Source organism: Methanofastidiosum sp., assembly GCA_020854815.1.
Classification (GTDB): Archaea; Methanobacteriota_B; Thermococci; order Methanofastidiosales; family Methanofastidiosaceae; genus Methanofastidiosum.
On record JAHKLW010000044.1, the window covers coordinates 1 to 12,813 of the forward strand.

Annotated in this window: 13 protein-coding genes; 7 read left to right on the forward strand and 6 right to left on the reverse strand. The window is 33.8% G+C overall.

The window, feature by feature from the left end; all coding sequences use genetic code 11:
• A partial coding sequence (locus tag KO464_06060; protein ID MCC7572935.1) for a DUF92 domain-containing protein occupies positions 1–711 on the forward strand: 711 nt, incomplete at its 5' end.
• Here the strand turns inward: KO464_06060 and KO464_06065 are convergent.
• Positions 701–1,648: an RsmB/NOP family class I SAM-dependent RNA methyltransferase gene (locus KO464_06065; protein MCC7572936.1), complete on the reverse strand. Its 948-nt coding sequence runs from the start codon at positions 1,646–1,648 to the stop codon at positions 701–703. The genes KO464_06060 and KO464_06065 overlap by 11 nt on opposite strands.
• A 43-nt stretch (positions 1,649–1,691) precedes the next feature.
• On the opposite strand from KO464_06065, the gene cyaB reads away from it, so the two are divergent.
• Positions 1,692–2,201, forward strand: a complete 510-nt coding sequence (gene cyaB, locus KO464_06070; GenBank protein ID MCC7572937.1) for a class IV adenylate cyclase — start codon at positions 1,692–1,694, stop codon at positions 2,199–2,201.
• A gap of 1 nt (position 2,202) precedes the next feature.
• On the opposite strand, the gene KO464_06075 is transcribed toward cyaB, so the two are convergent.
• The 5 genes from KO464_06075 to KO464_06095 all read right to left on the reverse strand — a co-directional run bounded on the left by KO464_06075 (position 2,203) and on the right by KO464_06095 (position 8,943).
• Entirely contained in the window at positions 2,203–2,595 is a 393-nt protein-coding gene (locus KO464_06075; GenBank protein ID MCC7572938.1) for an acetolactate synthase, read from the reverse strand.
• A gap of 5 nt (positions 2,596–2,600) precedes the next feature.
• Complete coding sequence (locus KO464_06080) at positions 2,601–4,115, reverse strand: sodium:solute symporter family protein (protein ID MCC7572939.1); 1,515 nt, start codon at positions 4,113–4,115, stop codon at positions 2,601–2,603.
• 123 nt (positions 4,116–4,238) lie between these two features.
• On the reverse strand, positions 4,239–5,528 hold the full coding sequence (locus tag KO464_06085; GenBank protein MCC7572940.1) for a phenylacetate--CoA ligase: 1,290 nt from the start codon (positions 5,526–5,528) through the stop codon (positions 4,239–4,241).
• 398 nt (positions 5,529–5,926) lie between these two features.
• On the reverse strand, positions 5,927–6,325 hold the full coding sequence (locus KO464_06090; protein ID MCC7572941.1) for a protease inhibitor I42 family protein: 399 nt from the start codon (positions 6,323–6,325) through the stop codon (positions 5,927–5,929).
• A gap of 167 nt (positions 6,326–6,492) precedes the next feature.
• On the reverse strand, positions 6,493–8,943 hold the full coding sequence (locus KO464_06095; GenBank protein MCC7572942.1) for a DEAD/DEAH box helicase: 2,451 nt from the start codon (positions 8,941–8,943) through the stop codon (positions 6,493–6,495).
• A gap of 62 nt (positions 8,944–9,005) precedes the next feature.
• Here KO464_06095 and KO464_06100 point away from each other — a divergent pair, with 62 nt between their 5' ends.
• The 5 genes from KO464_06100 to KO464_06120 are packed head-to-tail and all read left to right on the forward strand — an operon-like array spanning position 9,006 to position 12,796.
• The gene (locus KO464_06100) at positions 9,006–9,440 is read left to right on the forward strand and encodes an adenylyltransferase/cytidyltransferase family protein (protein MCC7572943.1); all 435 of its coding nucleotides are present in this window, start codon (positions 9,006–9,008) and stop codon (positions 9,438–9,440) included.
• Between the two features lie 17 nt (positions 9,441–9,457).
• On the forward strand, positions 9,458–10,459 hold the full coding sequence (locus KO464_06105; GenBank protein MCC7572944.1) for a 50S ribosome-binding GTPase: 1,002 nt from the start codon (positions 9,458–9,460) through the stop codon (positions 10,457–10,459).
• On the forward strand, positions 10,446–10,934 hold the full coding sequence (locus KO464_06110) for a DUF2124 domain-containing protein (GenBank protein MCC7572945.1): 489 nt from the start codon (positions 10,446–10,448) through the stop codon (positions 10,932–10,934). The genes KO464_06105 and KO464_06110 overlap by 14 nt, the downstream gene beginning before the upstream one ends.
• A 1-nt stretch (position 10,935) precedes the next feature.
• Positions 10,936–12,186: a YcaO-related McrA-glycine thioamidation protein gene (locus KO464_06115; protein MCC7572946.1), complete on the forward strand. Its 1,251-nt coding sequence runs from the start codon at positions 10,936–10,938 to the stop codon at positions 12,184–12,186.
• Positions 12,134–12,796 carry a TfuA-related McrA-glycine thioamidation protein gene (locus KO464_06120; protein ID MCC7572947.1) on the forward strand — a complete coding sequence of 221 codons (663 nt, stop codon included), beginning with the start codon at positions 12,134–12,136 and terminating at the stop codon, positions 12,794–12,796. Before KO464_06115 ends, KO464_06120 begins: the two co-directional genes overlap by 53 nt.
• Positions 12,797–12,813: the final 17 nt, after the last annotated feature.

Genomic DNA, 12,813 nt, shown 5'->3' on the forward strand with positions numbered 1-12,813 from the left:
ACGTGCTTTTGCCTTCTTTTTGGAGGCTTATCCTTTAAATTTAGAGCTGTTGACCTTTCTGGGTTTCTCGCCGGTGTTTTTGTTGGGATTCCGATTATTGTTTTTGGTGGATTTAAGTTCTTTTTCATTCTTGCATTCTTTTTTATAACTGCTTCTATAGCAACAAAATTTAGATATGAAGAAAAAAGTAGAAAAGGAGTTGCTGAGAAAAATAAAGGTGCGAGAAGTTATATTAATGTATTTGGCAATGGTATTGTGGCTTCTTTTTTTGCTGTTTTGTATTATATTGCTCCAATCTATCTTAATCTAGATAGTAATATATTTCTACTAGGATTTCTCGGTGCGCTAGCAACTGCAGCTGCAGATACTGCGGGAGGAGAAATAGGAAGACTTTCTAACTATAAACCAAGATTGATTACTAATTTTAAGGTAGTAGAAACTGGGGCAGATGGAGGAGTAACACTATTGGGAGAGTTCGCAGAGCTTATTGTTGCTTTTTTAATAGGAATAATGGCATATCTTGCAGGGCTTGGAGACGTGCGTATTATTTTGATAACTGGTATAGCGGGATTTGTAGGCTCTAACATTGATAGTATAATTGGTGCAACTCTTGAAACTTGGTATGACTTTTTTGGAAACAATCATACAAATATTGCGGCAACTATAGCAGGTGGAATTTTAGGTTCTATTTTACACTTTTTTAACATTTAGAAATTTTGGCCATAAAGAGGCCGTTGGTATTATGGATATGGGGAAGGGATCTTCTGCATAAAGAAATTTCATCAGATAGTTTTCTTCCAAAGATTTCAGTGAATCCCTTTTCAAGAGGGATTCCATCAATATCTGTATCAATCTTCATAAGTTTAATATCAAAATTTTCTAGTGCCCACTGAACAACAAATTCATTCTCTTCTGGCTCTAAGCTACATGTAGTATAAAGAAGAGTTCCTCCGCTTTTTAAACTGTCAATTGCTGCTTTTATGAGTTTTTTTTGGATTTCACTTAAGAAAATCACATCATGCGTGCTCTTTAAGGATTTTCTCAAACTATCCTTCCTCATTATACCGCTACCAGTACAAGGTGCATCAAGGAGAATTTTATCAGGGCTATTTTTTATTTTAATTATATCTTCACCGTTTATATTAAAGACAGCTATGTTCAAGCACCCGAGCCGGGAAATATTATTCTTGAGTGCAGAAAGCCTTCTCTTATTTATGTCAAAAGCATATATTATTCCTTCATTTTCCATAATTGCAGATAAATGAGTTGTCTTGCCTCCGGGCGCCGCACACATATCTATCACAAAATCATTCTTATGGGGAGAAAGAATCGGAGAAACGTTCATTTCAGCAACACCTTGAATGTATAAATATCCAAGAAGGTTTTCCTGGGTAGAAGAGACCGAAAATTTTGATTTTTCAATAATAAAACCAAAATCTTTGACATCTTTTAATAAGAATCCATTTTCGGTAAGTCTTTCATGTAACTCTTTTCTTGATATTTTTATCGTATTAATTCTAATTGAATCTTTGTTCTCAACTTCATTTGCTTTCAAAAAATCTGGGAGTTTATCCCCAAACATTTCGTTATATCTCTTAAGATTATCAAAGCTATATCCATATTCTCTCGCTATCTCACTCAACTTCATTAAATCAACAAACATATAAAATAGAGTGATATTAAAATAACTTATGCTTGAACTCGAGATGAAAGCTAGAATTGACAAGTATAGTAGAGGGAGAATTGATCAAATCTTAAAGAAATCAGTTTTTCTTGAAGAAAGATTAGAAGAAGATATATATTTTTCCTCGCCGATGAGGGATTTTAAACAAACAGATGAAGCACTAAGAGTTAGATACTCAGGAAATAAAGCTATATTAACATATAAAGGACCAAAGCTTGATAAGATATCCAAATCAAGAGAGGAGTTTGAGGCTTTTGTTTCGGGCGATATAGAGCTAATTCTTCAGAAGCTTGGATATACAAAAATAATGGATATAAGGAAGAAAAGAAAGGTTTACCAATATAATGATTTCACTTTGTTGATTGATGATGTTGAAGACCTAGGTGAGTATATTGAAATAGAGTTAAAGTCAGAAAATATTAAAGACATTGCAAAAATAGAAAATCTGTTTGATTCCCTTTTTCTAGAAAGTGAAAGAAGATCCTATCTTGAACTATTGCTTTTTGAAAAAAAATAAATTAATAAATTTTAAATCCTTCTTTAGAAAGGATCTTATTTGCAAGTTCAATATTGTCCACTTTTAATACCAATATCTTTTCGTTGTCAATGAATCCAAATCCAAGTGCATCTTCAATATTGACGTTGTTTTCTCCAAGAATTTTAGCTATCTCTGAAATAGTTGTTTTATTTACGTTAACACCAACTACATTCTGTATATTTGCTATCATTTCATGTTTTGAAAGTATTGAGGCTGCTTTTGTTACATCATCTAGGATAAGTCTTACTATTCCAAAGTCACCTGCATCTGCAATTGCAAGTCCTGATATAGAGATTCCTCCTTTGGATAGCTCTTCAATTATCTTCGAAAGCCTTTTTGGTTTGTTTTCAATGAATACGGATAGTATTTCCAAGTAGTTCACCTTTTCTTTGTCTGGATGAATGGACCGGTCAAAGTATCTTTCAAGACTTTGTCTGATGGATTCTTTGTAAGTAGACTTACAACAACCATTGTAATTACAGCTAAAACGAAGCTAAACATGCTGAAGTGCATTGGTAACTTCATTATGAATTGATGGACAAATCCAAAGAGTATTGCAGTTGAGAATCCAACGGCCATCGATGCAAGTGCTCCTTCTCTTGTAGCTCTTTTCCAGTAAAGACCAGCGAGTAAAGGCATTACAAATGTTGAAAGCATCACTCCTATTCCCATCCAGATTAATAGTGCTAGGAGTTGTGGCGGTTTTACGGCAAGGTAAAGTGTTAATGCTGCGGCAACTATAACTACTGCCCTGCTAACGGCGGTGATCTTTTTGTCATTGGCTTTTGGATTTATTAGATTCTTATAGATGTCCCAACTCACTGAAGTTCCTATTGTAAGCATGAGCCTATCTGTAGTTGACATGACCGCCGATAAAACCATTACGGCAAACAAAGGCCATACAATTGAAGGTAATGCATAGTTAACTGCTGCCACAAAAGAATAATCTGCATAAGGAACGTTAATAATTCCATCTGATACCATTGTCTTTGCTCCAAATCCAACAATCTTTACTAGGTACATTATTACAACGTATATCCCGAATGCTACAAAAGGTGCAAATTTAAAGTATTTGTCCTTTTTAACAGCAAGTACGTTGTTAACAATATGTGGAGCAGATCCAAGTCCTATTGCCAGTAGGAAAAAGAACGATACTAGATATAATGGAGTCATAAATGCATAACCTGCATATGGTGGATGCATCTGTGGATAAGCGAGATTTACCATGTTTGGATCTATAGATGCCAATACTGTGTTTATGTGTGTAAGTCCTCCAGCAGCCTTTATAACGAAGGGGGCCACTATAAGAACTCCACCTATCATGAACGCTCCTTGAATCATATTTGTCCATGCAACTGCATATAATCCGCCTAATGTTACATACATTAAAACTATTATACCTGCTATTAAAAGTGCTTCAGTATGAGTTATACCAAAGAGCCATACAAGTATTATACTTATTGCAGTATATTGACCAACAAGATAGATACCGCTAGTAACAACTACTGCTAGTCCTGAAAGTGCTCTCATTAGTTTTGGGCTGTAAAATCTGTGTGCAAAATAGTCTTGAACGGTCATATAGCCCATTTTTTCTGAGATTTTGTGCAATTTTGTTCCGTAGAACAATATACAGATTGCAGTAGTCAATGGAACAAATATCTGCTCCCATATGCTAGGCCATCCTGCAGTATATCCTAACCCTGCAACTCCCAATATAGTCATACCACTTGTTGTAGAAGCAACAATTAATATAACAAAAAACCAAAATCCTAAACTCCTTCCAGCTACTATGTAATCTTCACTGCTCTTTACTTTCTTAGATGCCCAGGCACCTATTGCAAGCATCGCAATAAAGTAGATTACAACTAGGGAGGTCGTCATTATTGATGCCATTATTTATCCTCCTCCGCTTTATATTTAAATCCCCAAAACAAAAGTAAAAGGGATATTACCACTGGAACTATTAAAACAACGTAAAATGTTGTTTCGGGTAGACCAAATATCATTTAATTCCTCCTATCTTTCTAAATTTCTTTTATCGATGACTCGTTGAGCTTTACCTTGGGACCTTGGTATTGTTCCTTCTTCAACGAGCTTAACATTTGCTTTTACTAAAAGAACGCTCTTTAGATCTTCTTCAACTTTATCTTTGAGTTGAATCAAATCTTTAAGATTCCCTGTAAAAAGATTTTTTGTTACCTCTATCTCAATTGTCAAGTGATCAAGAGGCCCTTTTCTTTCAACAATTATGGCATAATGTCCTTTAAATGTTGAATTTTTTAGAATTACTTCCTCAATTTGACTTGGGAAAACATTAACTCCCCTTATGATGAGCATATCATCACTTCTTCCATGGAGTCTTTCAATTTTTCTAAAAGGAATGCCACAATTGCATTTGTCTTCGTATATTACAGAGATATCCTTAGTGCGATACCTAAATAGAGGCATTGCTTCCTTCCATAATGGCGTAAAAACTAGTTCTCCCCTCTCACCTTCACCAAGAATTTCTCCAGTTTTTGGATCGATTATTTCCATTATGAAATGATCTTCCCAGACATGAAGCCCATCTTTTTCTTTGCATTCAACAGCTACTCCGGGACCACATAGCTCTGAGATTCCGTAGTTATCGTAGGCATTAATATTAAACAGTTCTTCGATTCTCTGTCTCATACCCTCTCCCCAAGGTTCTGCTCCAAAGACGCCAATCTTTAATTTAAGATCTTTTTCGGGATTGATTCCCATTTCTTCTATTGCTTCCCCAAGATATATTGCATATGAGGGTGTGCTTGTGAATGAGGTTGTACCAAAATCACGCATTATCTCAATTTGTTTCTTGGTGTTACCAGACCCTGTTGGAATTACGGAAACTCCAAGTTTTTCAGCGCCATAGTGAAAACCAAATCCTCCTGTAAAAAAGCCATAATTGTATATAATCTGCATAGAATCTTTTTTTGTTAAGCCCGTAGCTGCCAGAACTCTCGCCATCAAATCAGACCAGGTATTAAGGTCATTTTTTGTATAGTAAACAACAGTAGATTTTCCTGTTGTTCCAGAAGATGCATGAAATCTTACTATCTCCTCCATTGGTACTGCCACAAGCCCAAAGGGGTAGTTGTCCCGAAGGTCATTTTTTGTTGTGAATGGAAGCTTGTGAAGGTCATCGATATTTTTTATATCGTCAGCTTTCAGATTGCATCTTTTCAAGGTATCTTTAAAAAATCGAGAGTTTTTCGAAGCGTAATCTACGCAACATCTTAGTTTTTTATTCTGATATTCTATTATCTCCTCTCTGGATTTAAACTCCAAAAAAACACCCCGTTAAATTTCCCTAAATAGGGATAAATTTCACGAGGGAATTCAATAGCCATAATAATAATAGCAATAAACGGAAGAGAGAGCATTCTCAAAAAGAACATAAGTAGGTTTGAATAAATTCTCCCTCATTGAATCCCTCATAGTAAAAACAAATAAGATATTTATAAGGTTTTCTAATTTTTTGAGATTTATTTGAACACTGTTCTATCAATCAATGATAAATTATTTCTAATAACTAATAAGTAAAGAGATTTATTTAAACAATTGAAATATTAAACATATGGATGGAAGAATTTTAGAACAGATTTTGGAAAGACAATAAAAAAGAAGTTGTCAAAATATTCAAAGAATATGTTGTTGAAGATATAATAAAATAAATATAAAAAATATTATTTTATTTTAATTTCAAATGACTTCTCATCTATTGGAGGAACGCTTTCCCATGGCCTAGCATAAGAGAACTTGATATTAGTGTCTGTGTTAGATCCAATTACCTTGAATTCAAATATTTCAATTCCGCCACTTCCCATAAGTTGTGGCTCATCGGCTTTGTAAGATGAATCGACTAGTTGGATTATAGTTTCATCAAAATCTGCATTCCATTGGTATCCAGTAGTTGGATTGGATTTGAGAGTAATTTTGAATATATCTCCTTTTTTTACAGTAATAGCCCCTTGTGTATCTTCAGTGTAAGTTTTTTCTTGGGCTCCAAAGAAGGCGAAATATGCAGCTATTGCAATTAGGATAATAACGATTCCTCCGATTAATATTTTTTTGTTTTTTTCCATTTATATCACCTGTTCGACATATTCTAAATATCTTTTATATTTTTAAATATAATGATATAGTTCAATATATTTTGAAGCTAAATAAGTAAAAATTATAGATTAATTAATGACTGTAAATAAAATCAATTAATATTAGATTTATCTTTGTTTAAGGATTTTTTAGAAAATTACCTTCCTACGATGTTCTCTATCTCTTTTATTGTGGCTTTTCGCTGTTTCTCCTTACCGTATAAGGCAAATATCTTCTCTGCTGTTTCAAGAGTTCTTATTGCAGAATCTAGCCAATTGATTAAATCTGCCGAAAATATTTTAAGGCCATAATCTTTTCTGAACTCTTCACTAACTCTGTGGGGCGATAATTTTGCTTTTCTTAAATCTAATAATCTTTTCCCAATCTCAATCTTTGGACAATTACAATATGGGGCGTCTTTACAACCACAGGCAAAAAATTCAGTTAAAAGATTTATCAAGACTTCTTCACCGTGCCTAGATAGGGCTTCCTTTCTATTCTGGAAGTAAATTTTTTCTAGAGTTGTTCCAGAGAAAAGAGAAGACGAATCAATTTTTAGAATAGCTTGGAGTTTACTTGTGAGGTAAGTATTGGGCAATGGTAAAGTTTGAAAAATAATTTCCCTAACGTCCTCTCTATTAAATTTCTTCATGAAAAGTGCATGAGGTATTTTAAGAAAATTTGAGGAGACTATCCTACCAAATTTAGTAATATTTGCCTTATCTGCCCTGATATCGATCAATCCTTCCTTTCGTAAAGTATCAATAAATACATTGTCAAAAGATGGTGCAAATCCCATTTCAAAATTTCTTTTTATTTCACCAACGGATAAATTGGAAAATGTGGAAATAATCGATAATATTCTTTCTAGGGATGTATCACTATCATATTGAATATCTACCTTCTCAGATTTATTATCTAAAAGATAAAAACAATGTTCTTCTTCAGAAACATCGCCGTACTTTTCTTGTGGATCTACCAAAAGGTAAGCTTTTCCTTTATCATGAAAAGATGGTCTGCCAGCCCTACCTATCATCTGCTGAAATTCAAATATCTTAAGTGGCTCTATCCCCATGGAAAGCGTTTCGAAAGTTACTGCTGATGCTGGAAAGTCAACGCCTGCAGCAAGTGCTGCCGTAGTGACGACTGTATCAAGCTTTCCTTTCCAAAATTTATTTTCTATTTCTCGTCTCTCCTTAAAAGGAAGGCCAGAATGATAAGCTGCTGCATTTATCCCTCTTGTCTTAAAATGTTCAGCAAGAGAGTGACAATTCTTTCTTGAATTAGAAAAAACAATTACTTGCCCTCTGTGGCCTTTTGAAGAGATTTCTGAATTTTCCTTTCTTATTAATCTAGAGATAGTATGAAGTTTCCCACCGTGACCAGTGCAGAAAATAACATGCCTTTCAAGTGGAACAGGCCTCTTGTCATAACTGACAAGTTCCATTTTGAGTATATCTGAGAGTTCTTTTGGATTTCCAACAGTTGCAGATAATCCAATAAACTGAGCCCTTGGGCACAAAATATATAGTCTTGATATTAAGCTGTCTAATAAAGGGCCTCTTTCTTTGTCTTGGAGCATGTGAATTTCGTCTATTACAACAGTAGAAATACCGCTAATAGTAATCCCAGATCTAAAAATCTGGTCTATGCCTTCATATGTTCCAATTATTATGTCTGAATCTAAAGACCTGTTTATATCTTTTGGATTTTCGGCAATTCTAGATAACCCAACTCTCAAGGAAATGCTGTTATCAGGATAGTTCTCTTTAAAGTCCTCATACTTCTGTAAAGAAAGTGAAACTAGAGGGGATAAATAAAGTAATTTATCTCCCTTTTTATATTTTGAAAAAAATGATAATTCTCCAATCAAGGTCTTTCCTGAAGCAGTTTCGCTCATAATGAGAAAATTTTTACCATTAAATAGTCCCTTTTCTATTGCAATTGATTGTACCGGTGTAAGTTCGTTGATGCCTCTTGAAAAAAATCTTTCTTTGAATTCATTAGATATACCAAGATCAGATATTTTATGGATTTTAATGTCAAGGCGAGAAGCGTCAATTCTATCGTACATCGTGATAGATGAATCTCGTGTAGGATCAAACTTTGGATCAAAAACCATAAGCACCCTGTCAACGTCAGAATATCTTTTCAGTAATTTCTCAGCAAGTTTTGTATCTTTGATCCCTTTATAGTTCAAATCTTTTGTAATTTCAGATTTTGCACATATTTCACATATTGGCTCAGAGTGATAGGTGTAGGGCGTTCCTTTAGTATTGATTCTATTTTCAATCAAGCAGAACTTGCATAAAGAAATAAAATCAAATTTAGCGCCATAAGATTTTAGCATGTTGATAAATAAATTCAATATATCCTCGGTGAAGTGGTCTTTTGATATGTAAATGGTATCACTTCTCAGAAGTTTAAGTGATTCTTTTGGCATCAAGATTGTTTCTTTATCATCTTCAAGTTTTCTAAATTTTTTAGGAACAAATCGCTCTCCGTCTTGGACAAGAACAAGAAGGTATTTTGTAGCAATCTTCCCACTAAGAACTTCTAGGATTTCAACTTCATCTTTTTTCTTCTTGTTCCTTACGGCAATGAGCATTATAAGAAACCTTTTCCACAATATTTATAAAATAACCTTTTTAATAAAATAAAGGTGATCGTTTGAAGGTTCTTATAGCCGGTAATTTTGATGTTGTTCATCCGGGGCATATCTATTTTTTAAAAGAGGCATCAAAATTAGGAAAGGTCACCGTTATTATAGCAAGAGATGAAACTATTAAGAAATTTAAAGGTCGTGCCCCAATATTTAATGAGAATGAACGTAAATTGATTCTTGAAAGCCTTAAAATGGTCGAAAAAGTTATACTTGGAGATCAAAAAGATTTTTTTGCGCCAGTTTTAGAAGAAAATCCCGATATAATTTTTCTCGGACCTGATCAGTATTCATCATGGATTGAGCAACGGATAAGCAAAAGTGGACTTACTACAAAAATAATGAGACTTGACAAGAGATTGCCCTATAGTTCAAGCGAACTTAAGAAGAGGTTTTTAAAGGTATATGCCCTAGATTCTTTAAAGAGTGACACTGGGATATAATTAACAAGGATTTTCATATGTTTAAACAAATACCTCGTATTGATATAGATGAGATAGTGGATAAGGCATTCAAAAATGCCAAGAAAAAGGCCCTTTCTAGTAAAAAGAACATTAATGAGATGGTTAAAGAAAAGGAATCAATTAGAGTAACAGTTGCCGGTGAGACTTTGGCAGAATCTCTTTTCAAGGTTGTGGATAGATATCCCTCGTTTGATAGATTGCCCCCCTTCACACGAGAACTGATAGATGTAATTGTGGGTATAGATAAATTAAGGCACAATCTAGGTGCTGTTTCTTTTGCTGTGAATACAATTAACTCAATTAAAATAGAGTATATAAAAAATATTAGAAGAGCTAAGTCTTCTCAGGATGCATCAATTCTAAGAAAACAATGTTATGGTCGGTACATATCAATATTAAAACAGGTAGAAAAAAATCTAAAATTTTTAAATCATGCTAGAGATAGATTAAAAAATCTTCCTTCAATAAATCCAGAATTATACACGGTTGTTATTGCAGGATTTCCTAATGTTGGAAAATCATCACTCATGAAAGCTCTTACCAATTCTGAGCCAGAAATAAATTCTTACCCTTTTACAACAAAAGGAATCAATGTTTCTTCATTTAGTTACAACAGAAGAAAGATACAGGTTGTAGATACGCCCGGGCTATTGGATAGAGAACTTAGTTACAGAAATCCAATTGAACTACAAGCTATATCTGCATTGAAGTATCTTGCAAAATTAATTTTATTTGTCTTTGATCCAACTGAATCATGCGGTTACAGTATGGAACAACAGACTAGCCTATATAACGAAATATCTGAGAATTTCATAGGTGTGCCCTTTATAAAAGTCTTAAATAAAACGGATTTAAATGAATGGGGTTTTAGAGAAGAAATAGGAGGCATAAAAATATCTGCTCAGGAAGGAACAAATATAGATATTTTGAAAAAAAATGTTGAAGAAATACTTTTTAAATATTTTGAAGAAGAGGTAGATTACTTTGGAGAAGATTGAATCAATAACTAAAGGAATTACGGGTTTTTTAAGAAGCTTCAAGAAAGTTGTTGAAGACATTAACAGTGAAAAAGAAATTAAAAAAATAGTATATACTGGAAATCCTTACACATGCACCCCGATAATTGAACTATTATGTTATTCTATTAGAGAGATGAATAAAGAAATTATATATGTCCCGTCACTTAATATCGATAATCCTTACAAAGTCAATCTTTCTGATATTGATTATAATTTTTCCAAGGGAGGAGACCCCCTTAATCCAGATTTGGTAGTTATAATGGGTGGCCTAGCTATGCGCGGAGGTCCCGATGTAGAAAACGTTCAAATATTCTTAGATAAGATAGGTAACAAACAAAAAAAGGTAATTGGCTTTTGTTTTATGAGTATTTTTGATAAAGCAGGTTGGTGTAATGTTGTACCTTTTGACTATCTGATTGATATCCAGATGGATGGTTCATTATACGGTAGATAAAATGGAATTAAAAAGCTGTAAAAAACAATATATGAAGGATACTCACAGAGCTATTCCTCCAGAAGATACACTTAAAATTGTCAAACAAAAACTAGAGATATGTGGAATTACAAGAGTTGCAGATATAACGGATCTAGACAGACTTGGAATCCCTGTTTTCTCAGCCATCAGACCTGATGCTACTTTGGGATCAGTTTCTGTCTACAATGGAAAAGGTGTTTCAAAAATTGAAGCAGAGGTATCTGCAATAATGGAAGGAATAGAAAGATATTCTTCTGAAGTTAATGAAGAGATGATTTTAGATTCTTCACAATCTGAATTAGATGGAAAAGTAAATTATTTATCTCCTTATGAATTATCATTACCTGCCAAAGAGATGTATAATGAATATATAAAACTAGGTTGGGTCAAAGGTTATGACCTGATTAGAAAAGAAGAGATTTATGTCCCAGCAAATTCAGTTTTCCACCCATATCCTCTAAAAAGAGATTATCCTCTTTTCAGAACAAATACAAATGGGTTGGCTTCTGGAAATACTTTGGAAGAAGCAATTTTTCACGGATTATGCGAAGTTATTGAAAGAGATGCATGGTCTCTTGTTGAGATGAAAAGAACTTTTCCAAAGAGTCTTGTAATTGAGATAAATGATCCTTTGCTTGATGATTTTATTAATAGATTTAAGGAAAATGAAATAGAAATTATTTTTAAAGATATTACATCAGATATCATGGTTCCTACAATTCTTGCTGTTATTGATGATTTGAGATTAAAGGATCCAACTCTTATGGTAATGGGGATGGGGACCCATATCGACCCAAAAGTAGCCTTATATCGCGCTATAACGGAAGCGGCACAGTCAAGATTGACTCAAATTCACGGCGCAAGAGAAGATACGCAGAAAGCAGAAATGAAAAGAAAGATAGGATACGACAGAATTAGAAGATTAAACTGGTATTATCTTAATGAATTTGATATAAAGTCAAAAACATCTGATTTCACAATTAAAGCTTCAGATGATATACTTAAAGATATTAATACGTTATTGGAAATTTTGACTAAGAATGGAATTAATAGAGCCATAGTTGTTGATCTTACAAGGAGCGAACTTCAGATACCCGTAGTTAGAGTTCTTGTTCCACAGCTTGAACAATATGGTATTGATAATTCAAGGATCGGATCAAGAGGGCGGATGAAAGAAGTTGATAAAAATTATTATCTATTTGGGCCCAAGCCTCCCAATAGAAGAGGCTAAATCGATTTTGTCTTCAAATAAAAAAAGAGAAGTTATCTATGCACCCCCTATTAGGCGAGGGGACATCCCAAATGCTATTTCAGAAAGTATGGATGTAATTGGGATTATTGATGGCGTTTTCTTTAGAGAGAGTGCAGTGTCGCCAAGAGAGATAATGGAAGTTCTAAAGACGAATGGTGCAAGAATATACGGCTCATCAAGTATGGGTGCATTAAGAGCTTCAGAACTCGATAGGTACGGCATGGTAGGAATTGGAAAGATTTACCAATATTACAAGGATGGAATCATTAATTCTGATGACGAAGTTGCCTTGTCATTTGACAGTGAAGAATTTATTCCAATATCAGAACCACTTGTCAACATTAGAGAAACAATAAAAAGAGCTGTTGATGAAAATATAATAAATCAAGAAGAATCTGAGATAATCTTCAAATCCGCAAAAGTCTTGTATTTCCCAGAAAGACGGTGGGACAAAATAATAAAGAACTCAGAAAAACAATTAGGAGCGTGTCTCTCTAATTTTTCTATATTTGTTAAGGAAAAAAAGGTAGATTTGAAGAAAGAAGATGCAATTCAGCTTCTTAAAAAGATAGATAGTGATTCGAAATAGTTATAAGTTTCTATCTT